Source organism: Nocardiopsis sp. LDBS0036 (genome assembly GCF_041228755.1).
GTDB classification, from domain to species: domain Bacteria; phylum Actinomycetota; class Actinomycetes; order Streptosporangiales; family Streptosporangiaceae; genus Nocardiopsis; species Nocardiopsis dassonvillei.
The window spans coordinates 4,109,336-4,130,892 of the sequence record NZ_CP141103.1; the positions used below are offsets into that span (position 1 = coordinate 4,109,336).

17 protein-coding genes are annotated in these 21,557 nt (G+C 73.2%); 10 read left to right on the plus strand and 7 right to left on the minus strand.

Annotated elements, in window-relative coordinates; genetic code table 11:
- The first annotated feature begins 173 nt into the window (after positions 1–173).
- From UIS43_RS17350 to UIS43_RS17360, 3 genes are all read left to right on the plus strand, one after another.
- A complete protein-coding gene (locus UIS43_RS17350; RefSeq protein WP_013155736.1) occupies positions 174–1,361 on the plus strand; it encodes an ROK family protein in 1,188 nt (395 codons plus the stop codon).
- Positions 1,362–1,809: 448 nt separating this feature from the next.
- Positions 1,810–2,478, plus strand: coding sequence for a hypothetical protein (locus UIS43_RS17355; RefSeq protein WP_071623073.1), 669 nt, complete (start codon positions 1,810–1,812; stop codon positions 2,476–2,478).
- Between the two features lie 458 nt (positions 2,479–2,936).
- The gene (locus UIS43_RS17360; protein ID WP_370010866.1) at positions 2,937–4,691 is read left to right on the plus strand and encodes an LCP family protein; all 1,755 of its coding nucleotides are present in this window, start codon (positions 2,937–2,939) and stop codon (positions 4,689–4,691) included.
- 353 nt (positions 4,692–5,044) lie between these two features.
- Here UIS43_RS17360 and UIS43_RS17365 read toward each other — a convergent pair whose 3' ends face one another.
- Both UIS43_RS17365 and UIS43_RS17370 read right to left on the minus strand, forming a co-directional pair.
- Positions 5,045–6,373 (minus strand): hypothetical protein, encoded by a 1,329-nt coding sequence (locus tag UIS43_RS17365; RefSeq protein WP_358169523.1) that lies wholly within the window; start codon positions 6,371–6,373, stop codon positions 5,045–5,047.
- A 353-nt stretch (positions 6,374–6,726) separates the two neighbouring features.
- The gene (locus tag UIS43_RS17370) at positions 6,727–7,707 is read right to left on the minus strand and encodes a hypothetical protein (protein WP_071623076.1); all 981 of its coding nucleotides are present in this window, start codon (positions 7,705–7,707) and stop codon (positions 6,727–6,729) included.
- Between the two features lie 313 nt (positions 7,708–8,020).
- Between UIS43_RS17370 and UIS43_RS17375 the strand changes: the two genes are divergently transcribed.
- Positions 8,021–9,766, plus strand: coding sequence for a GAF domain-containing protein (locus UIS43_RS17375; protein ID WP_370010868.1), 1,746 nt, complete (start codon positions 8,021–8,023; stop codon positions 9,764–9,766).
- A gap of 135 nt (positions 9,767–9,901) precedes the next feature.
- On the opposite strand, the gene UIS43_RS17380 is transcribed toward UIS43_RS17375, so the two are convergent.
- The 3 genes from UIS43_RS17380 to UIS43_RS17390 form a co-directional block, all read right to left on the minus strand.
- A complete protein-coding gene (locus UIS43_RS17380) occupies positions 9,902–10,573 on the minus strand; it encodes a response regulator transcription factor (RefSeq protein ID WP_013155741.1) in 672 nt (223 codons plus the stop codon).
- Between the two features lie 208 nt (positions 10,574–10,781).
- Entirely contained in the window at positions 10,782–12,296 is a 1,515-nt protein-coding gene (locus UIS43_RS17385) for an amidase (RefSeq protein WP_370010870.1), read from the minus strand.
- Between the two features lie 29 nt (positions 12,297–12,325).
- Positions 12,326–13,345 carry a D-2-hydroxyacid dehydrogenase gene (locus UIS43_RS17390; protein WP_370010871.1) on the minus strand — a complete coding sequence of 340 codons (1,020 nt, stop codon included), beginning with the start codon at positions 13,343–13,345 and terminating at the stop codon, positions 12,326–12,328.
- Between the two features lie 302 nt (positions 13,346–13,647).
- Here UIS43_RS17390 and UIS43_RS17395 point away from each other — a divergent pair, with 302 nt between their 5' ends.
- The 4 genes from UIS43_RS17395 (at position 13,648) to UIS43_RS17410 (ending at position 16,568) form a co-directional block, all read left to right on the plus strand.
- The gene (locus tag UIS43_RS17395) at positions 13,648–14,130 is read left to right on the plus strand and encodes a DUF3830 family protein (protein WP_013155744.1); all 483 of its coding nucleotides are present in this window, start codon (positions 13,648–13,650) and stop codon (positions 14,128–14,130) included.
- A 116-nt stretch (positions 14,131–14,246) separates the two neighbouring features.
- Positions 14,247–15,047, plus strand: coding sequence for an Asp/Glu racemase (locus UIS43_RS17400; protein ID WP_370010873.1), 801 nt, complete (start codon positions 14,247–14,249; stop codon positions 15,045–15,047).
- A 30-nt stretch (positions 15,048–15,077) separates the two neighbouring features.
- Entirely contained in the window at positions 15,078–15,830 is a 753-nt protein-coding gene (locus UIS43_RS17405) for a maleate cis-trans isomerase (RefSeq protein ID WP_370010875.1), read from the plus strand.
- Between the two features lie 54 nt (positions 15,831–15,884).
- Complete coding sequence (locus tag UIS43_RS17410; protein ID WP_013155747.1) at positions 15,885–16,568, plus strand: GntR family transcriptional regulator; 684 nt, start codon at positions 15,885–15,887, stop codon at positions 16,566–16,568.
- A 237-nt stretch (positions 16,569–16,805) separates the two neighbouring features.
- Here the strand turns inward: UIS43_RS17410 and UIS43_RS17415 are convergent, their stop codons facing one another.
- Positions 16,806–16,982 carry an antitoxin VbhA family protein gene (locus UIS43_RS17415; RefSeq protein WP_013155748.1) on the minus strand — a complete coding sequence of 59 codons (177 nt, stop codon included), beginning with the start codon at positions 16,980–16,982 and terminating at the stop codon, positions 16,806–16,808.
- A gap of 65 nt (positions 16,983–17,047) precedes the next feature.
- On the minus strand, positions 17,048–18,511 hold the full coding sequence (locus UIS43_RS17420) for an NAD-dependent succinate-semialdehyde dehydrogenase (RefSeq protein ID WP_013155749.1): 1,464 nt from the start codon (positions 18,509–18,511) through the stop codon (positions 17,048–17,050).
- A 146-nt stretch (positions 18,512–18,657) separates the two neighbouring features.
- Here UIS43_RS17420 and UIS43_RS17425 point away from each other — a divergent pair, with 146 nt between their 5' ends.
- A complete protein-coding gene (locus UIS43_RS17425) occupies positions 18,658–19,914 on the plus strand; it encodes an aspartate aminotransferase family protein (RefSeq protein ID WP_013155750.1) in 1,257 nt (418 codons plus the stop codon).
- Positions 19,915–20,064: 150 nt separating this feature from the next.
- Positions 20,065–21,246: a hypothetical protein gene (locus tag UIS43_RS17430; protein ID WP_013155751.1), complete on the plus strand. Its 1,182-nt coding sequence runs from the start codon at positions 20,065–20,067 to the stop codon at positions 21,244–21,246.
- Positions 21,247–21,557: the final 311 nt, after the last annotated feature.

Consider the following 21,557-nt stretch of genomic DNA (forward strand, 5'->3'; position numbering starts at 1 on the left):
AGCGGGGGGCGGAGTGTGACGCAGGCGGGGGGCGCGGGGAGGCGGCGCGGACGCGCGGGACGTCCGGCCCTTTGAGCCTAAACCCGACTATGGTAAAAAACCAAGCACACTTGAGAACAATTATTTACATAACCTCCCAGCCTTCCCGTCGTAACCTCATGGTTGAATGAGCTATGGCCAGAACCCCCGGACGCCTGTCCTCTGCTGCCACCAGCGGCCACATCCTGGAGCTCATCCGCTCCGGAACCGCGACCAGCCGCTCCGAGATCGGCCGGGTCACGGGCCTGTCCCGTCCCTCCGTCGCCCTGCGGGTCACCGAGCTGATCGGCGGCGGGCTCGTCACCGAGGGCACCGGCGCGGTCTCCAGCGGCGGACGGCCGCCCACCCTGCTGGAGTTCAACGCCGCCAGCGGCCTCATCCTCACCAGCGCCCTGGGCATGGTCCGCAGCCAGGCCGCCGTGTGCGACCTCGACGGCGAGGTCCTCGTGCGCACGCCGGGCTCGCCCGCGATGGAACAGGGCCCCGACGCCACCCTCCCCTGGCTGCTGGACACCTGGTCGGAGCAGATCGCCTCGCTCGGCCGCGACCCCGGTGACGTGCGCGGCGTGGGCATCGGCCTGCCCGGCACCGTCGAGTTCCACGCGGGCCGCGCCGACGACCGCCCCTTCCTCGGCAAGTGGGCGGGCGTGGCGCTGGCCCCGCTGGTCGCCGAGCGCTTCCCGGTGCCGGTGATGGTGGACAACGACGTGAACGTGATGGCGCTCGGCGAGCACATCGCGGGCGGGCACGGGCACCCCGACGACATGGTGTTCGTGAAGGCCTCCACGGGGATCGGCGCGGGTCTGCTGTCCGGCGGGCGGCTGCTGCGCGGTTCGCTGGGCGCCGCCGGGGAGATCGGGCACATCCCGGTGCGCGGCGCGGGCGGGCTCCCGTGCCGCTGCGGCAACACCGACTGCCTGGAGGCGGTCGCGGGCGGGCGGCGGCTGCTGGAGAGCGCCGCCGAACAGGGGTGCCGGGCACGGACGCTCAAGGACCTGGTGGCGCTGGCCTCGGGGGGCGACCCGGTGGCCGTCACCCTGGTCCGGGAGGCGGGGCGCAGACTGGGTGAAGCGCTCGCGGGGGCGGTGAACCTGCTCAACCCCGAGGTGATCGTGCTGGGCGGCGACCTGGCCGAGGCCTACGACCACCTGGTGGCGGGCGTGCGCGAGGTGGTGTTCCAGCAGTGCACCGCCCTGGCCACCCGTCAGCTGCGCGTCGTGGCCAGCTCCCTGTGGGACGAGGCGGGCGTGCGCGGCTGCGCGGCCATGGTGACCGAGGAGATCCTGTCGCCGGAGGCGGTGAACAAGCTCCTGGCGGGTTGAGGGCGATGCCGTGGGCCCTGGGGGGCGGCGCCGGCCCCTGGCAGCCGCGGCGGCGGAGGTGCCGGGTGGCCGCTGGTGAGACCGAGGCGGCGTAGGACCGGCGGGGCCGTGCGCCCCGTGGCGGACCGTTCCCGGGCGCGCGCCGGACCCCTCCTTCGTCCACAGGCTGTGGACGGGGAAGTTACCTCCGCGCCTGACCGGGAATCCTCGCACGGGAGGGGCCCTTGCTCCCCTCCAGCGACCGCCGCGACCCGCGACCGAGCCGTGCCCCCGCGCTCACCCCGCCGACCTGCGACGACGCGTTCTTCGGCGCGCACTCACCCCGCACCCGCACTTGACAACCGCCCTCGGCGTGACGAATAGTCACCGAGCATCACCCCCGCCCCGCACACCTCTGTCACCCCTGTGGCCGCGCCCGTGCGGACCCCCGCCCGGAAAGGTCCCCGCCGTGTTCCCAGAGAACCCCCTCGCACTGATCCTGTTGGGCGCCGGAATCAGCCTGGTCACCAGCGTCGTCGTCACCGCCGTCCAGGCCCGCCTGGTCAGGCGCGACGCCATCCGCACCTCCTCCCGCGCCTCCGCGCGCACCCTCACCAGCGCCTTCATCGCCGAACGCGACTCCGTCGACGGCGGCGACAGCTTCCTCGCCGAGGCGGAGCTGACCGTCATGTCCATGACCGACCGCAAGACGCGGGACCGGCTGCGCGACGTCATCCGCCTGCTGCGCGAGCGGGCCCTGCCGGAGATCGAGGAGCTCAGCGGGGTCAGGTCCGAGCGCTCCCGCCAGCTGCTGTGCGACCACGCCCTGGAGGTGCTCGGCGCGCACCTGCGTTCCGAGAAGCTGCCCGAGGTGCCCGCCGCGGTCCGCAAGATGCTGTCCGTGGAGGAGGAGGCGCTGAGCATCCACTCCGGCGAGACGCCTCGTCCCGCCGAGCCCATCACCAAGAGCGCGGTCACCCCGCGCCCCCGGCACACCGGCGCCAAGCCCGCGTCCCCGGCCCGCAAGCCCGCCAAGAGCACGGCCAAGACCCCCTCCAAGCCCGCGGCGAAGGGCGGGCGCTCCTCCTCCGCGACCGCGGAGGAGCCCGCCAAGGAGAGCGCCTTCTGGGACGACTGACCCGGCCCTGCTCCGCTGACCGCCCGCCGTCCCCGCTCAGGGGCGCGGGCGGTCAGCGTCTGCACCGACAGAGACCGGACATAGGCGTTTCAAGCGGACAAGCCGGGGAAAGTCAGGCGGACAGACTCCAGGAGACGACCACGGGGGCTGAGGAATTGTGCGGCGCAATTGCGGTCAGGCCCCCCGCCCATGGACAACCCGCGCGCGCGGACGGGAAGAACTTGACCTAGGATCTCTGGCACGCACGCGTTTTCCGTGCCCTCGGCCGCACCCGCTTCCCGGTGCTGCCGGTGCCCCGCGGGCCGCCCCCGAATCCCCAGGAGGCCCCGGATCCGGCGACCGCCCGCCGCTGACGTTCCGCGCGTTCCCCGCCCTCCCCCGAACTCGGACGCGTGTCCCTCCGGCCCGGCGTCCGACCGTTGGCACGTCCCGCCGTCCGAACTCACCGAGATTGCACGATGCCCGCTGATGAGAAGCCCTCTGCCTCCGGCAGGGACCACACACCAGACGACAGGCCCGAGGACGGCTCCACACCCCGATCAGGGACCGAGAACACCGGCGACGACGCGGCGGGTGGGGACAACACCACCGCGTCCGAGACCGGGGCTGACGGAACCGGCCGGGCCCACGAGTCGGACGAGACCGAGGGGGCGGAGGAGGTCGGAAAGGCAGAAGAGGCCCCCAACACCGGTGTGACATCGGACACCGGAGGCGCCCAGGAGACGCAGCAGGCCCAGGAGACCCCGGAGGCTGACGAGCCTGCCGGTGCCGGGGAGGCTGCCGAGGCTGGCGACACCCGAAAGTCCACCGGTACCGAAGGGGCCACCGAGACCGAGAAGGTCACCGGAGACGAGAAGGCCGTTGAGGCCGAGGAGGCCACTGCGGAACCAGCGGCTGGATCCGCCGCCGGGGACGAAGAGCGCACTGGGACCAAGGCGCCCTCAGAGGCCGGTGGGGCTGGTGCCCCAGCCGGAGCCGCCGGGACCGGGGAGTCCGGAGAGACCGCGGAGACCGCTGGGGCCGCCCCGACCGCCGCTCCCGTCCGCACGAAGCGCCGCCGGACCGGCAGGATCCTGGTCTGGGTCGCCGCGAGCCTGGTCCTCGTCCTGGCCGCCGGGGTCGGCACCGCCTACGGCTACTACCGCTCGCTGCGCTCGGACATGGTCCAGTACGACATCGACGGGCTGCTCAAGGAGGAGGACCGGCCCGAGAGGATCAACGACTCCGTCAACATCCTCTTCATGGGCACCGACGGCTACGAGGAGGGCAGCACCGCCTACTCGACGGAGTTCGAGGGCGAGCGTTCGGACTCGATCATGCTGGCGCACATCTCACCCGAGAGCCGGGTGTCGGTGATCAGCTTCCCCCGCGACTCGCTGGTGGCCCTGCCCGACTGCGACCCCTACGGAGAAACCGAGGGCACGCCCGGCTACTTCGGCATGATCAACGCCGCGATGTACCACGGCGGACCGCCCTGCGTGGTCAGCACCATCGAGTCGCTGAGCGACGTCCGCATCGACCACTTCGTGCACCTCAGCTTCATGAGCTTCCGGGACGTGGTGGACGCCATCGGCGGCGTGGACATGTGCATTCCCGAGCCGATGGAGGACAGCCGGTCCAAGCTCGACCTCGACGCGGGCCAGCAGACCCTCGACGGCGACGAGGCGCTGTCGTTCGTCCGGGCCCGCTACGAGATCGGCGACGGCGGCGACATCGGCCGCATCGACCGCCAGCAGATGTTCCTCGCGGCCCTGGCCGACCAGGTGACCAGAAACGACGTGATCACCGACCCGGGCAGGCTCAACGCCGTTCTGCGCGCGGTGGCCGAGCACAGCGCCACGGACAGCGCCCTCACGTTCGACCGGATGCTGTCGATCGCCGTGACCCTGGCGGACGTGGAGCTGACCGACATCGAGTTCCACACCGTGCCCTGGTACCAGGCGCCCTCCAACCCCAACCGGGTCCTGTGGTACGAGGACCAGGCCGAGGAGCTGTTCACCGCCGTGCGCGAGGACCGGCCCCTGCCCCTCACGATGGCCGACGAGGCGCCCGTTCCCCAGGACCCGCCCGGGGCCTCGCCCTCCCCGGCGGACGAGGAGGTCGCGGAGGCCTCCCCGGATGACGAGCCCGCCCGTCCGGGCGTGGGACGCGACGCCACCTCCAACCCGTGCTCCGACGGCCTGGGCTACGGCACCGGGGACGAGATGGAATAAGGCGCCCCGGAGGGGCCTCTGAGACCCCCGGAGCTTTCCGGGATCTCAGAGGCCCCTCCGCCGCTCCTCCAGTGCCTTCCGGAACGCCGAGGGGCCCCGGGACCGGTACGCGAAGTCGTACCGGCCCCGGGGCCCCTTGCGTGTTCCCGGGAACTCCGGGCACGAAGGACCGCGGTTCCGGCCCCCCCGGTCCGGAACCGCGGTCGGGCCTCGGGCGGCGGAGACTCCGCCCTCCGCCGGTACGCGCCTGGAACCCCCACAGTTCCGTTCGGCGCCCCTCAGCGGAGGTGGTCCCGCTCACCGCCCGAGGCTCGTGCGCCCGCCACGACCGGCGGGCGCACGTTCCAGGGAGGTCAGGCGATGCTGTCGGGCAGCAGGTTCAGCTGGCTGGTGTCCACCCGGGGCTGGCCCAGGTCGGGCATGCCGTCCACGCCCACCAGGTCGTTGCCCACGAAGTCGCCGGAGGGGTCGAGCTGCGTCGTGCGGACCGCGTCGACGGCGAGGTCGGCCACGTCCGAGACCTCGGGAGCGGCGGCCATGGGCAGGGTGCCCTCGGGCAGGGGCAGCAGGTCGGCCGAGGCGTCGGCGACGGTCTGGGGCAGCGAGGAGGTGCCCGCGGACATGGGCAGCGTCACGTCGTCGGACAGCACCAGGTCGGAGACCAGGTCGGCGGCGCCGCCGGTCAGGTCGGTGTTCTGGCCGTTGATGGGGCCGGCGGGGGTGTCCGCGGCGGCCAGGGGAAGGGTGTCCCCGGACGCGGGCAGGGTGGCGTCCAGGCTGCTCAGGTCGGTACCGACCTCGTGCGTGCCCCGCTCGACCGACGAGCCCAGCTGGTTGAGGCCGGTGCCGACCGTCTCCCTGGTGTCCTGGAGGGACAGGGAGGACTCCGGGTGCGACAGCGGCAGGGTGCCGCCGCCCGCCCCGCCACCGACACCGCCGAGCAGGCCGCCCACGAGGTCCGTACCGCCCAGCCCCGTGGAACCGCCGCCCAGCAGACCGGACAGCGGGTCGCCCGACACCGGACCCGAGGCCAGCTGCTCCGTGGAGGCGTGGCTCAGCGGCAGCGTACTGCCGCCGGTGTCCAGGCCCACGCCTTCGAGCAGGTCGGTTCCCCCCAGCAGTGTGGACAGCGGGTCGCCCGACACCGGCCCCGAGGCCAACTGCTCCGTGGAGGCGTGCGACAGCGGCAGGGTGCCGCCGCCCGCCCCGCCACCGACACCGCCGAGCAGGCCGCCCAGGAGGTCCGTACCGCCCAGCAGACCGGACAGCGGGTCACCCGACACCGGGCTCGCGGTGCCCGACAGGGGCAGCGTCTCGCTGACGGTGTCCAGCTCCAGCGGACCGACGTTGGTGGCGTTCTCCTCCCCCGCCCGGATCGGGGTGTCGGTGGAGACGGCGTTCCCGGCGACCGGGCCGAGGGGCTGGTCCGGGGCGGACTGGCGACGCACGTCGGGCTGGGCGGAGATCTGACCGGGCTCGACCTTGACCAGCTCGCCCAGGGGCGTGGAGACGCCCTCCGTCAGCGGCGCCGGAACCTGGCTGCCCAGGTCGTTCAGCGCGAGCCCGTCCGTGGCGCCGCCGAGGACGTCGGCCCCGGCGATCCCGGCGCCGAGGGCGACGAAACCCGCGGTGCTGGCGGCCACCAGCAGGGTCCTGGCAGAGGTGCGAGCGGTGTTGAACATGTCGTGTGTCCTTCCGGAATGTGGTCTGTGGCTCTCGCGTGGACGGCGTTCGTGTGCGCTTCCCGCCGTCCGACGGTTCCGCTCCCCTGGCCGGGGGGAGGGGTTCCGCTCTGGTCCGGGCTTTCCGGTGGGAGAGCCCGCCGCGCCTGGAGGGAGCGGTGCGGCTCTACCGGTCATCAGTCGTGGATCTGGCTGGCCACTGACTGACGTGAACCTCGCCGTCGAGGTGCGCGGCTCACGTCAACCCCCAGAGGAGTCCGGTTCCTCACCCACCGTGATCGGTCGGAGGCGCTGCGGCTCTGGGAAGGGGCGTGCCAGGAGGGGTCGCTGGGCGACCGGCTGGAAGGGGGCCGCTAGTCGGGCGAGAAGGTCGGCTCGTCCGCGGACTCGGCGGGGACCGCGAGCAGGACGCGCCGGGCGGCCTGGAGCTGGCCGGGCGCCGGTGCCGGGGCACCGGTGGTGGTCAGGTAGCCCGCGACGGCGGGGACGCCGATGGGAGCGCCCTGGGCGGAGCCCGAGGCGGAGCCGTTCAGCCCGGAGGGCGTGGCGACCGGGTCGGAGACCAGGCGCGCGGGAGCGTTCTCCGCGGCCGGGTCGGCGTGCGCCCGGACGGCGCCCGCGGTGGCTCCGGTGACGGCCGGGACGAAGTGCGTGACGACCTCGGCGGGGACGGGCGGTACCGCGGAACCGCTCCCGGTTCCGGTCCGCTCGTCCGTGTCGGCCGGGGTCGCGGACGGATCCTGCGTCCGCGGCTCGGTGCCGGAGGCGTCGTCCTCGTCGAGGTACTCCTCGACCGGCTCGGTCACCCCGTGCACGGTGTCGCGGATCTGCCGGGCCACCTCGGGGGTCTCGGGCACGTCGCCGCGGGAGACCCCGGCGGACCCGTCGAGGACCATCCGCGTGGTGTTCTCCCCGACCGCGGACACGGCGCCGACCAGCGGGTCGTCGATCCTGGCGGTCATCGGGACGGAGGCGCCGGCGTCCGGGCGGTCCCCGGAGTCGGAGCCGCCCGCGTCCGTCCGCGCGGCGCCGGCCTGCCCGGAGCCGTTCCGGCCCGGGCCTTCGCGACCGTGAGCGGCCCGCTCCGCCTCCGGCCGCTCCGCGACCGCCTGTGCGGCGGGTGCCCGCACGCTCGCGGCGACGGAGGCGGCCTGGTGCACGAGGGTGCCGGTCGCCCCCTCCTCCTGCGCCCGCACGGGGTCGGAGGCCGTCAGCCACGCGGTGACCACGAGGCCGCAGACCAGGGCTGCGAGCAGCAGCGCCCGCCGCACCGGCGCGGGGAGCACGGCGGAACGGGCGCCGGCGGCGCTCGTGAGACCGTGGACTCCAGACACCGGGGGTTCCTCTCCACCGTGGGGCGAGAACCGACACGCGGGGGCGGTCGGGGCCGGTCGCGCCGCACCGGGCGGCGCCTTCCAGCCGGGGGACGGGAGGTCACAAGGGCCTCGTCGCGTCCGCTGATCGCGACGTTAGCATGAATTAGACGACCGGAACCCCGAATCCACAGGAATTCCCGCCCATCCGGAACCGGCCCCTGAACAGCAAGATGTGGCAAACCGGGGAAAAACCAACGACAATTCGACTATTACGCCCGAGGAAACGCGCATTGCCACAACGCCGACCGGCTCTGCGGAGGTTGACGGACACATGACTGAGATCCCCCAGAGCTCCTCCCTGTCCCCCCACAGCGTGGACGAACTGCTGGACGAGGTGCGCTCACTGGACCCGCGCATGTCCGCGCACGGCCGGGTGCACTCGCTGCTCCAGGCCGTCCTGGCCATCGGCGGTGACCTCGACCTGGCGACCGTGCTGCGCAGACTGACCGAGGCGGCGGCACAGCTGACCGGCGCCCGGTACGCGGGCCTGGGAGTGATGGACGAGGACGGGGGCTTCAGCGAGTTCATCCCCGTGGGCCTGAGCGAGGAACAGGCCCGGCGCGTCACCGGCTTCCCCCACGGCAAGGGCGTCCTGGGCGTGCCCCTGAACGAGCGCGCGTCACTGCGCCTGGCCGACCTGCGCGAGCACCCCGACTTCGAGGGCTTCCCCGAGGGCCACCCGCACATGGGCAGCTTCCTCGGCGTCCCCATCCAGGTGCGCGACGAGGTCTTCGGCAACCTCTACCTCACCGAGAAGGCCCGGGGCGCGGAGTTCGACGAGGACGACGAGGCGGTGGTGACCGCGCTGGCCACCGCCGCGGGCATGGCCATCGAGAACGCGCGCCTGTACGAGGAGGCGCGGCTGCGCGAGCGGTGGCTGGCCGCGTCCACCGAGGTCACCACCCGCCTGCTGTCGGGCGCCGACACCTCCGAGGTGCTCGCCCACATGGCCGCGCAGGCCCGGGAGATCGGCGGCGCGGACACGGCCGTGATCATGCTCCCCGACCCCCGCGCCCGAGGGCACCTGTTCGCGGAGATCGCGGACGGGCCCATCGCCCAGGAGGTCCTGGGGACGCCGGTGGAGATCCACGGCTCCGCGTGCGGGTGGGTGTACGAGTCGGGAGAGGCCCTGAGCGTCCCCGACCTGAGCCGGGCGAACTGCCCCATGCTCGCCCATCGCGGTTACGCCTCGGGCCTGGTGGTGCCCCTGGGCACCCCGGGGAACACGCGCGGGGTACTGCTCCTGGGCAAGCTGTCCGACCGCGCCCCGTTCACCGCGGCGGTACGCCGCATGCTGCACGGGTTCTCGGTGCAGGCGGCGGTGGCCCTGGAGCTGGCCGAGGCGCGGCGCGACACCGAGCGCCTGGCGGTGCTGGAGGAACGCGACCGGATCGCCAAGGACCTGCACGACGTGGTGATCCAGCGCCTGTTCGCCTCGGCGATGACGCTGATGAGCACGCTGCGGCTGATCACCTCACCCGAGGCCGAGGAGCGGGTGCAGCGGACCATCGACGAACTCGACGGAACCATCCGCGAGATCCGCTCGACGATCTTCGCGCTCCAGAACCCGCCGAGCCGCAGGGACACGTCGCTGCGCGGGCGCATCCTGAAACTGGCCGAGAACACCGCGCACAGCCTGGGGTGCCACCCCGGGGTGAGCCTGGACGGGCCGATCGACGCGTCCGTGCCCGACGACATCGGCGAGCAGCTGCTCGCGGTGCTCGGCGAGGGACTGACCAACGTGGCGCGGCACGCGCGCGCGACGGAGGTGCACGTGTCGGTGGCGGTGGAGGAGGCCGCGCACACCGGGCGCCCCACCACCCTGACCCTGACGGTGACCGACAACGGCGTGGGCCTGCCCGAGCACGGACGGCGCAGCGGTCTGCGCAACCTGGAGCAGCGGGCCAAGGCCCTGGGCGGCGGTTTCACCGCGCGCGGGAGTGAGGGCGGGGGCACGGTGCTGGTGTGGCGGGTGCCCCTGCGAGACGACGCCGTTCCGCCCCCGGACAGTTTCTGAGGGATCCGGTCCCACGGTCCCCGAGCCACCGCGCGGTCGCCGGGGCCCGTGGGACCACCGGGGCTGCGGAGACCATCGGGACCGCCGTGACCGGCCCGGTGGCCCGGCCCGCCGGGGCGGGCCGGGCAGCCGTGGTCAGTACCGGCGGCCGCGCAGTTCGGCGACGAGCACGGCGGCCTGCGTGCGGCGCTTGAGGTCCAGTTTGGACAGCAGGGCGGACACGTAGTTCTTGACGGTCTTCTCCGCCAGGTACAGGCGCTCGCCGATCTGCCGGTTGGTCATCCCCTCGCCGATGAGGTCGAGGATCTGCCGCTCCTGCGGGGTCAGCTCGGCCAGCGGGTCCGGCTCGGCCTGGGCGCCGCGCAGCCGCTCCAGCATCGCGCCGGTGCTGCCCGAGTCCAGCAGCGAGCCGCCCGAGGCCACCGTGCGAACCGCCCCGACCAGGTCGGCGCCGTGGATCTGTTTGAGCACGTACCCGGCCGCTCCGGCCATGACGGCGTCGTACAGGGCGTCCTCGTCGGCGAACGAGGTCAGCATCAGGCAGGCGATCTCGGGGTGGTCCGAGCGGATCTCCCGGCACACCTGCACGCCCGACCCGCCCGGCAGCCGCACGTCCAGGACCGCGACGTCGGGCAGCACCACGGGGATCCGCGACAGCGCCTGTTCGGCCGTCCCGGCCTCACCGACGACGGTCATGTCGTCCTCGGTCTCCAGCAGGGCGGCCACCCCCCGGCGGACCACCTCGTGGTCGTCTACCAGGAACACCCTGATCCGCTTGCGAACGCCCTCGGCTCCACCACCCGGCATCGGCCCATCCTCATCCCTGCGTCACCGCGATCAGACACCGCTCCGATGAAGACGGTAATACGTGCGGAGGCCCGCGCGCGGGCCCTTAGGCACCGAACTCCTCGGACGAAGGTCCTACAAACGGACAATTCTCCTCATCTTCGGAGCAAAGCACCTGATCGCAGCGGGTGTGCGCATGATTCCCACGAGCCACGGAACCTCTCGGAATTCACGGCCTCCGGTCCGCCCAGGGACGGGCGAGCTCGAACGCGCGGCAGGCCGCCAGCACCCGGGCGTCGGCGTGCCGGGGCCCGACCGCCTGGAGGCCCACCGGCAGCCCCGCCGCCGTGAAACCGCACGGCACGCTCGCCGCGGGCTGCTGGGTCATGTTGAACGGGTAGCTGAACCCCGCCCACGAGGTCCACCGCTCCCCCGCCAGCCGCGGCGGCGACTCCAGCCCCGCCTCGAACGCCGCGATCGGCATCGACGGGGTGAGCAGCAGGTCGTAGGCGTCGTGGAAGCGGCCCATCCGGGCGCCCATCTCCATCCGCAGCGCCATCGCGGTCAGGTAGTCCTGCGCCGAGTAGGTCAGCCCCTCCTCGACGATCTCCCGCAGGCCGGGGTCGAGCAGGTCCCGCTGGCGGTCCGTGAGCCGGTCCGTGGCCTTGGCCGCACCGGAGTACCACAGCACGTGGAACTCCTCCCGGGAGTCGGGCAGACCGGGGTCGGCCTCCTCCACCCGGGCGCCCAGCGCCTCGAACACGGCCACCGCGTCGGCGACCGCCGCGGCCACCTCCGGGTCCACGTCCAGACCGCCCAGGGTGGGGCTGTAGGCGATCCGCATGCCCCGCACCAGCCGCTCGGCGTCGGTGCGCAGGCGCACGTCGCCGAGGCCGGGCGCGGGCGCCGCCAGCGCGGCCCAGTCGCGCGCGTCGGGCTGGGCCATGACCTCCAGCATCAGCGCCATGTCACCCACCGTGCGGGCCAGCGGCCCGGTGTGCGCGAGCGACCCGAAGGGGCTGGCCGGGTAGTGCGGCACCAGGCCCCACGTGGGCTTGATCCCGCACACGCCGGTGAAGCTGGCCGGGATGCGGATCGAACCGCCCCCGTCGGTCCCGGTGGACAGCGGGGCCATCCCGGCCGCGACGGCCGCCGCGGACCCGCCGCTGGAGCCGCCCGGCGTGGTGGACAGGTCCCACGGGTTGCGGGTGACGCCGGTGAGCGGGCCGTCGGTGACGCCCTTCCACGCCAGCTCGGGCGTGGTCGTCTTGCCGACGAACACCGCGCCGCTCTCGCGCAGCCGGGCCACCGCCGGGGAGTCCTCGTCCCACGGACCCTCCTGGGAGCTGGTGACCGAGCCCTTCAGGGTGGGCCACCCGCGGGTGAGGTGGACGTCCTTGACCGAGACCGGCACCCCGTCCAGGGCCCCGGAGGGCTCGCCGCGCCGCCACCGCTCGGCGGAGGCGCGGGCGGCCTCGCGGGCCTCGTCCGGGCGCACCAGGCAGAACGCGTTGAGCGCCGGGTTGTCCCGCTCGATGCGCTCCAGCACGGAGTCGACGGCCTCCACCGGGGAGAGCTTCCCGGCGGCGTAGGCCGCGAGCAGCCGCTCGGCGGACAGGTCGGCCGGTGCGGAGGGCCCGCCGGCGCGCGCCTGCGGAACCGCGGCCGCCCCCGGGGCGCCCTCGGCCGCGCCGACGTCCGCGTTCGCGTCCTCGGTCCCGGCCCGGTCGGAACGGATCGTCACTTCAGCCTCCCGTGTCACGCCATCAGGGGTCAGCCGGGCACGTAGCCGCGGCTCTTGTCGACCACGTTGAGCAGTTCCCGCCCGTCCAGGTAACGGGCGAGGTTGTCGAGGAACAGGTCCATGAGGTCATCGCGCCAGCCGACGACGTCGCCCGACATGTGCGGCGAGACCACCGACCCGGGCAGCCCCCACAGCGGGGAGACCGCCTTGAGGGGCTCGTCCTCGAACACGTCCAGTGCGGCGCCCGCGATGACGCGGTGCTCCAGGGCCGCGGCCAGGTCGGCCTCGACCACGATGGGGCCGCGCGCCACGTTGACCAGTCGCGCGGTGGGTTTCATCAGCCCCAGGAAGCGGCGGTCGACCAGTCCCCGGGTGGCGTCGGTGAGCGGGGCGGCGATCACCACGTAGTCGGCCTCGGGGAGTTCGCCGGCCAGGGTCGGGGCGCCGTCGGCGCCGCGTTCGGCCAGGCTGGACTCGGCCACGGTGCCGAAGTCGGGGTCGCCTTCCCGCGCGCGGCTGCCGGAGGCGCGCACGCGCATGCCCACGGCCGTCAGCTTGCGGGCGATGTGGCGGCCGATCGGCCCGGTCCCGACCACGAGGGCCCGCCTGCCGGACACGCGCTCGGTCTCCCTGTGCTCCCAGCGGTGCTCGCGCTGGTGCTCCCAGGTCTGCTGGAAGCCCTTGGCGAAGGCGATGACCTGGCCGAGCACGTACTCGGCGATGGGCTCGTCGAAGACCCCGCGCGAGTTGGTGACCACCGCCGGGCTCTCCACCAGGCCGGGGAACATGAGGTTGTCCACCCCGGCGGTGGCGGCGTGCACCCAGGACAGGGAGTCGGCCTTGGGCCAGGCGGAGGCCAGCGCCTCGGTGAACAGGTCCCACACCAGCAGCGCGTGCGCCCCGGGCAGCCTGGCGGGAAGCTCGTCGGCGGTGGTGTAGACGACCTCGCCGAGGCGGGGATGGTCGTCCATCCGCTCGCGGCCGGGCGGGAGGTCGTCTCCGTGGAGGACGAGGAGTCTCGGTCGGTCGGGCGGGATGAGGCTGTTCACGGGCGTGCACTCTCCGGTTGGCGACGGTGGTTCAGAGAGGTCGTCGGGGACGGATCGCCCTGCACGGGAAACGCTAGGGAGCCCACATAGGATTGTCAACAATCCTCAAATCGACTGTTCCCCCCGAAACCCGGGCCTCCCCCACCACCTCTGACCTGCCCGGGATACCCACTCGCACCGGGGTTATTGCCGCATCCGGGTTGTGGACCCTAGGATTGTCAACAATCAACACCCCCGGCGCCGGGGGTGTTCCCGCAGGTCCCGCTGCCCGACGTCGAAGGGACTACCCGTTGCCCCGGTACATGACCATCACCCTGCCCAGGCGCGGGGTCTCCTGCGTCGCCGAACTCCTGGACAAGGACGCGCCCCGCACCTGTGAGGCGGTCTGGAACGCCCTGCCGCAGGGCGACGCGGTCCAGCACGCCAAGTACGCGCGCAACGAGGTCTACACGATGGTGCCGCGGTTCGCCGAGGACGAGCCCGGCCAGGAGAACCCCACCGTCACCCCGATCCCCGGCGACGTCGTCTACTTCTCCTTCGACGGGGGCATGCTCGACCGCGCCTTCAAGGAGGACAAGGGGATCGGCCACCTGCCCGGGGTCATCGACCTCGCCCTCTTCTACGGGCGCAACAACCTGCTCCTCAACGGCGACGTCGGCTGGGTGCCCGGCAACGTCTTCGCCACCGTCGTCGAGAACCTGCCCGCCATGGCCGAGGCCTGCAACGACGTCTGGCGCTCGGGCAGCGTCGGCGAGCGGCTGGTGTACGAGCGCCTGGAGCGCTGACCGGCCCGCGGGCCACCACGACCGCGCCCACGGGCGGCCCTCGGGCCCCCGGCGCGGAGCGACCGCGTCCCCGCGGGGACGGCAACGACAACACACATCCGGGAGGTGAGTGACCGATGCGGACCGACGGAGAGCACACGAACGGCACCGGCGCGCAGCAGCAGGTCGTCGAACTGGCCGCGAGCACGCGGACGCCGTGGCAGGCGGGAGTCGGCGTCATCGCGCCCTACGACTTCGCGCTCGACCGCGAACTCTGGCGCTGGACGCCCGACGACGTCTCACTGCACGTCACGCGGTTGCCGTACGTACACGTACCGGTGACGGTCGACCAGGCCGCCGCCCTGTGCCGGGAGGAGCACGTGGCCCCGGCGGTCCGCGCGCTGCTCGCCCCCGAGCCCCTGGCCATCGGGTACGCGTGCGCCTCGGGCAGCTTCGTGCACGGCGCCCGGGGCGAGCGGCGCCTGCACGGGGCCATGGTGGACGCCGGGGCGCCCGCCGCCGTCACCACGTCCGGGGCGCTGGTCCAGGCCCTGGAGGCGCTCGGCGCCGACCGGATCGCCGTCGTCACGCCCTACGTGGACAGCGTGACCGACCGGCTCCTGGCCTACCTCTCCGAGCACCGCGTCGCCGTGACCTCCAGCGTGGGGCTGGGCCTGCTCAGCCACATCTGGCGGGTGACCTACGCCGAGGTGTCCGAGGCGGTGCACTCGGTGGACCGCCCCGACGCCCAGGCCGTGTTCATCAGCTGCACCAACGTGCTCACCTACGACATCATCGCGCCCCTGGAACGCGAGCTGGGCAAACCGGTGATCGCGGCCAACCAGGTGACCATGTGGGCCGTGATGAGGGCCGCGGGCCGCCAGGCCGTGGCCCACGGACAGAGCCTGATCGACGTCGCCGCACCGAGTGCCGCGTGATGCGCGGGACGTGACGCAAAGGAGGGCCACATGAACCGCGTCGGATTCCTCTACCCCGGGTTCAGCGCCGAGGACGACTACAAGGCCTTCGAGGGCCTGCTCGGAGGGGGCGTCGAACTCCCCGTGGTGCACACGCTCATGCGCGAGGACGCCCACCGCGTGGACGCCCTGCTCGACGTCGGCGGCGAGGACGTGCTCGCCAGGGGCGCCCAGGAGCTGGCCATGATGGAGGTGGAGGCCGCGGTGTGGGCCTGCACCAGCGGCAGCTTCGTGTTCGGCTGGGAGGGCGCCCGCAGGCAGGTCGAGGGGGTGCGCCGGCACGCGGGCGCTCCGTCGTCGAGCACCTCGTTCGCCTTCGTGCACGCGCTGAGCCAGCTGCGCGTCTCGCGGGTGGCGATCGCCGCCACCTACCCCGACGACGTCGCCCAGAGGTTCGTGGAGTTCCTCACCGAGGCGGGGGTGACCGTGCTGTCGCTGGCCAGCCACGGCATCGCCACCGCCGCCGAGGTCGGCGACCTGGACCCCGACGACGTCCTGGACTTCGTCATCTCCAACGACCACCAGCGCGCCGAGGCCGTCCTGGTGCCGGACACCGCCCTGCACAGCGCCCACCTCATCGAACCCCTGGAGGCGCTGCTCGGCAAGACCGTGCTCACCGCCAACCAGGTGAGCGTGTGGGAGGGTCTGCGCCTGGCGGGGGCGACCGCGGGCCGGGGCTCCGGACCGGGCATGCTGTTCCGCTCGGGTTCGGCCGCGGTCAACAGCGTCCTGGCGCCCCGTTAACCTCGACGACGCGCCCGCCGCGCGTCCCGTCCCCGATCCGAGAGGAGGGCGGCCATGCCCGCCCCAGGCCAGCTCAGACCCGTGCCCCGGCGTTCCACCGCCGAACTGATCGCCGACCAGCTGCGGTCCGCGATCATGTACGGCTCGCTCGCGCCGGGTGACCAGCTCGGCGAGTCCGAGCTGGCGGGTCAGCTCGGGGTGAGCCGCGGCCCCCTGAGAGAGGCGATGCAGCGCCTGGTGCAGGAGGGGCTGCTGCGCAGCGAACGGCACAGGGGGCTGTTCGTGCGCGAACTCACGCCCGCGGACGTGCGCGACGTCTACGTGGCCCGGCTCGCCGTCGAGCGGACCGCGTGCGAGCTGATCATGCGCGGCAACCGGGGCGAGGCCGTCGCCCGCCTCACCCCGGCCGTGGAGCGGCTCGCCGCCGCGGCGGCGGGCCGCGACCGCAACGCCATGAGCGACGCCGACCAGGCCTTCCACCAGACCCTCGTCAGCTGCGCGGGCAACAGCCGCCTGGAGCGCATGGCGCAGACGCTGCTGGTGGAGACCCGGATGTGCCTCACGGTGATGCAGGACGTGTACCCGGAGCCGGAGGAGCTCCTGGACGAGCACCGCCGCATCCTGGACGCGATCGTGGACGGGGCGGAGGAGGAGCTGCTGCGCCTGATCGAGGCGCACATGGTGGACACGGTCGAGCGCATCAACGGCGAGGGCGGGGAGTCCGTCCCCGAGGCATAGGACGCCCGCGGAACACGGACGCGCCCGTGCCGGTGCGCGGCGCCGACGCCCGGAGTGCCCCTGGGCACGGTCGTGCCGTGCCGCCGCCCGGCGCCGACGCCCGACCCGCGCTGGCCGGAAACGTCACCGGTGTGACGCAAGGGGCCTGAACTGCGTCTTAGCCGATGTCGGCGCTCGAACCCCGCTATGAGTACGAGATCACGGCGAACAGGATCGCGGGGCGCCGCGTCGCCTCCGTCACTCCCGCAGCCGGTACCTGGCCAGGATGCGCTCCCTGGCCTCCTCGAAGCTCATCTCACCGCGTGCGATCCGCTCCAGGTCCGCCCGCGCCTCCGGCGACGGTTCACCGCCCGCCGCCCTGACGGAGGCCAGAGCGGCGGCGGTGTCACCGTCGTCGGGGATCCGTGTGCCCATGGGGCGAGCGTAGGCGGTGCCGCGCCCGAGGCACAGTCGAACCTCCGGATCGCCCGGATATCCGGTCAGATTCCGCCGATGCCGACGTACTTGGTCTCCAGGAACTCGTCGATGCCGACCCGGCCGCCCTCGCGGCCCAGACCGGAGTGCTTGACCCCGCCGAAGGGCGCGGCCGGGTTGGAGACCACGCCCTGGTTGAGGCCGACCATGCCGGTCTCCAGGTTCTCGCTGACCCGCAGCGCCCGGTTGAGGTCGCGGGTGTAGACGTAGCTGACCAGTCCGTACTCGGTGTCGTTGGCGGCCCGCAGCACCTCGTCCTCCGTCTCGAAGGGCAGCACGGGGGCCACCGGGCCGAAGATCTCGGTGGTGGACAGCTCGGCCTCGAAGGGCACGTCGGCGAGCACGGTGGGCTTGTAGAAGTGGCCCGGACCGTCGCCGGGGCCGCCGCCGACCAGCACGCGGGCGCCCTTGCCGACGGCGTCGTCCACCAGGCCCTGCACCTTGTCGCGGGCCTTGTCGTCGATGAGCGGGCCCACGTCGACGCCCTCGTCCACGCCGCGGCCCAGGCGCAGCGCGCCCATGCGGCGGCTGAGGCGCTCGGCGAACTCCTCGGCGATGCCCGCCTGGGCGTAGATGCGGTTGGCGGCGGTGCAGGCCTCGCCGATGTTGCGCATCTTGGCGAGCATCGCGCCGTCCACGGCGGCGTCCATGTCGGCGTCGTCGAAGACCAGGAAGGGCGCGTTGCCGCCCAGCTCCATGGAGGTGCGCAGAACCTGCCCGGCGCTCTGTTCGAGGAGCTTGCGGCCCACGGCGGTGGAGCCGGTGAAGGAGACCTTGCGGATGCGGCCGTCGCTGAGCAGGGGCTCGGTGACCGAGCCCGGATCCGTGGTGGGGATGACGCTGAGGACGCCCTCGGGGAGCCCGGCCTCGGAGAGGATGCCCGCCAGCGCGAGGGCGGACAGGGGCGTCTGGTGGGCGGGCTTGAGGATCATGGTGCACCCCGCGGCGATGGCGGGGCCGATCTTGCGGGTGCCCATCGCCATGGGGAAGTTCCAGGGGGTGATGAGCATGCAGGGGCCGACCGCCTGGCGCATGACCAGGAAGCGGGACTTGCCGTCGGGGGAGGTGGAGAACCCTCCCTCGATGCGCACGGCCTCCTCCGAGAACCAGCGCAGGAACTCGGCGGCGTAGGCGATCTCGCCCCGGGCCTCGGCGAGGGGCTTGCCCATCTCCAGGGTCATCAGGACCGCCAGGTCCTCCCGGCGCTCCATGAGCAGCTCGTAGCCCCGGTACAGGATCTCGCCGCGGTCCCGGGGCGCCGTGCGCATCCAGTCGGCCTGGGCCCGGTGCGCCGCGTCCAGGGCGTCGAGCGCGTCCTCCTTCCCCGCGTCCGCGACCTCGCAGAGCACCTCACGGGTGGAGGGGTCCTCCACCTCGAAGGCGTTCCCGGAGGCGGCGTCGCGCCACGTCCCGCCGATGAACAGCCTCTTGTCCACCTGCGCGACGACCCGTGCTTCCTGATCCGACATGTTCGCTACTCCCCGGTCGAGATTCGGCCTGTGGTCAGAACTGCCCAACGTGCGCCCACTGGACACCGTCGCCGCACGGATGTTTCCATAGCAGCGTCGATTGTCAACAATCCTACGGAACACGCGACACGGAATCGAGGCCACGCATGGCGGAGCTCTCCCCGATCCTCAAGCAGGCGACACCGGTCGTCGCCGCCCGAGGCGAGGGCGCCTACATCTACGACGAGGACGACCGCCGCTATCTCGACTTCACCGCCGGCATCGGCGTCACCAGCACCGGCCACTGCCACCCCCGCGTCGTGGCCGCCGCGCGGGAGCAGGTGGGGACCCTGGTCCACGGCCAGTACACCACCGTGATGCACCGGCCGCTGCTGCGGCTCACCGAGCGGCTGGGCGAAGTGCTGCCCGCCGGGCTCGACCGGCTGTTCTACGTGAACTCGGGCAGCGAGGCCGTCGAGGCCGCCCTGCGGCTGGCCCGGCAGGCGACCGGTCGGCAGAACGTCATCGTGTTCCAGGGGTCCTTCCACGGGCGCACCATGGGCGCCGCGTCGCTGACCACGTCCGGGGTCAAGATCCGCGCGGGCATCGGCCCGCTGATGCCCGGCGTGGTGGTCTCGCCGTTCCCCTACGCCTACCGGCTGGGCGTGTCCGAGGCCGACGCGGTCGCGTACGCGCTGCGCGAGCTGGACTACCTGTTCGCCACGGTGACCTCGCCCAGGGACACCGCCGCCGTGTTCATCGAGCCGGTGCTGGGCGAGGGCGGCTACGTGCCGGTGCCCTCGGCCTTCCTCCAGGGGCTGCGCGAGCGCGCGGACCGGCACGGGTTCCTGCTGGTCGCGGACGAGGTGCAGACCGGCTTCGGGCGCACGGGCACGTTCTGGGGCCACGAGCCCTCGGGCATCCGGCCGGACGTGGTCATCACCGCCAAGGGGCTGGCCAGCGGCTTCCCGCTGTCGGCGATCGCCGCCCCCGCCGCGATCATGGAGAAGGCCTGGCCCGGCTCCCAGGGCGGGACCTACGGCGGCAACGCGGTGTCCTGCGCCGCCGCCCTGGCCACCCTGGACGTGATCCAGGAGGAGGGCCTGGTGGAGAACGCCGCGCGCATGGGCGAGCGGCTGCGCCTGGGCCTGGAGAAGGTGGCGGAGGCCAACCCGGTCATCGGCGACGTGCGCGGCCGGGGGCTGATGCTCGGCAACGAGTTCACCGCCGCCGACGGCTCGCCGGACGGCGCCACCGCGCTGCGCGCCCAGCAGGCCGCGGCCCGGCACGGACTCCTGCTGCTCACCTGCGCCCCCGAGGGGAACGTGGTGCGGATGATCCCGCCGCTCATCGTCGACGGCGACCAGGTCGACAGCGCGGTGTCGCTGTGGGCCGCCGCCGTGGAGGAGGCCGTCGCGGGCTGAGGCGAGATTCGTGACCACCGCCCCGGTACGGATTCCGTGCCGGGGCGGTAACGTGCGGTACGGACTCCCCGAGAAACCGCGCGTCCGAAACGCGTGTCCGAAACGGAGGGGGCCGAGCGCGGCGAACCGCACGCGAGAGGAGCCGAACCAGTGTCGGACAGCCGGTGGAAGGTCGCGGACAGCACGGGTGGGGGCGCACGTCCCGTCCTGGACCCCTCACTGCCTCCCCGCCTCGCCGGAAGACTCCGGAAGCATCTGCCCTTCCTGCGCTCGAAGCGGGCCTGGGCCAGGCAGCCCCGGTTCCCCAACCGGACGCGCATGGCGGCGGCCGGGACCGCGGTGGCCGCGCTGAGCCTCCTCTGGGCGCTGGCCAGCGGTCCCCTCCTGGTGTGGTCGGTCCCTCTGTACTTCCTGGGCCTGCTGGTGCAGGCCGCGGCCGTGGGCGCCGCCGGACTCGCCGTCACCCGTGTGCGCCCGCGGTCCCTACTGCCGCGGTGGCTGTCGCGGACCTCCCGGCGCCGGTCCTGGCAGGCGTTCTCCCTGGCCTTCGTGCCCGCGACCCTGACGAGCTGGTTCCTCGCACTGGCGGGGCCGGAGTGGGCCTTCAACCTCTACTGGTTCGTGCCGGGCGCGGTGTACGCGGCCGCCGCCCTGTGGGCGGGGTGGTGGTGGCCCCGGGGCGACCGGCTGGCGGCGGCCCACGCGGACCGCTACCTGGTGCCCGCGAACCTCGGTCGGCAGGGCGCCCGCCTGCTGCTGGACGTGCAGAGGACGATCGGGACCGTCGAGGAGGCCGACCTGCGGCTGGGCGACTCCTTCGACGCGGCCCAGCCCCTGTCGGTCCTGCGCGCCGAGGAGTGGCGGATCGCCTCGCTGCTGCACCGGCACGAGCGGATCAGGGAGGAGTACGTGGCGGACTCCCTCGACGCCGTCTCCGACCGGGTGCTCGCCGTGCTGGACCAGCAGCACGAGCGCCACGAGGCCGTGTACCGGGAGCTGGCGGCCCGGGTGGACGCGATCCGCGACTACGGGGCGTCCGTCGAGGAGGCCCTGGCCGCGCACACCGAGTGGGAGCAGGTGCAGAGGGTCGAGGAGCGCCAGCGCGAGCTGGACCTGCTCCTCGTCCAGGTGGACTCCGACGGCGGCAACGCCGACCGGCTGCACGGCGAGGCCCTGAACGCGCGCGCCGTCAGGGAGACCAGGGACGAACTGATCGACCGGATGCTGGAGGCGGGCCGTTCCCTGGAGGCCGGGGCCGTCGTTCCGGTCGAGTCGGCCGTGCTGGCCGGGGCCGCCGTGCCGACGGAGCCCGCCGAGGGCGCGAGGGCGTAGACCGGGGGCTGTGCGGACGGGGACGGCGAAGCCCCGGACCGGGGTCCCGGTCGGTGCGGGCCGGACGGCGGTGCGGTGCCGGGCCCCTTCCGTCCCGTTCGGTAGGGGGAGCGAGTCCGCGCGCCAGCTCCTTCCGGCGGAGCGCGGCCCCCGTGAACCGCCGCCCACCAGGGGGAGAACTTCTGTGGACGCCCATCCGCCGAAAATGTTCACCCACAGAACCGAAAATCATTCGGATCGAGAGTGACATAAGTCACATGGCAACTTTGTTACCAGTAAGAACACGAAAACGTCGCGGACGGATCGTGACC